Raw genomic sequence first — 255 nt, 5'->3', positions numbered from 1 at the left:
TGCTCGCCGTCTCCGGCAGCTGCTCGCCGGTCACAGAGCGTCAGCTCGCGGCGGCGCTGGCCTCTGGCTTCGCGGGCATCCGCGTGCCGGCCGAGGCCCTGCTGCGCCCCGAGCTGGCTGAAGCGACGCGGTCGGCGCTGTTGGCCGAGGCGAGGGATGCGCTGGCAGCCGGTCGCAGCGTCGTGTTATACACGGCCACGGGACCGGCTGATCCAGCGATCGCGGCCTTGCGGCAGACGCTCGCCGAGCTGGGCT

General features: G+C 73.7%; 1 protein-coding gene. It reads left to right on the top strand.

The window, feature by feature from the left end; translation table 11 throughout:
• A partial coding sequence (locus PA598K_RS35465) for a nucleotide-binding domain containing protein (protein WP_305781345.1) occupies positions 1-255 on the top strand: 255 nt, incomplete at both ends.

Origin of the sequence: Paenibacillus sp. 598K, assembly GCF_003851045.1 — a bacterium.
Lineage (GTDB): Bacteria > Bacillota > Bacilli > Paenibacillales > Paenibacillaceae > Paenibacillus_D.
Note: the sequence above shows the minus strand (reverse complement) of the source record. Positions and strands in the feature narration are given on the sequence as shown.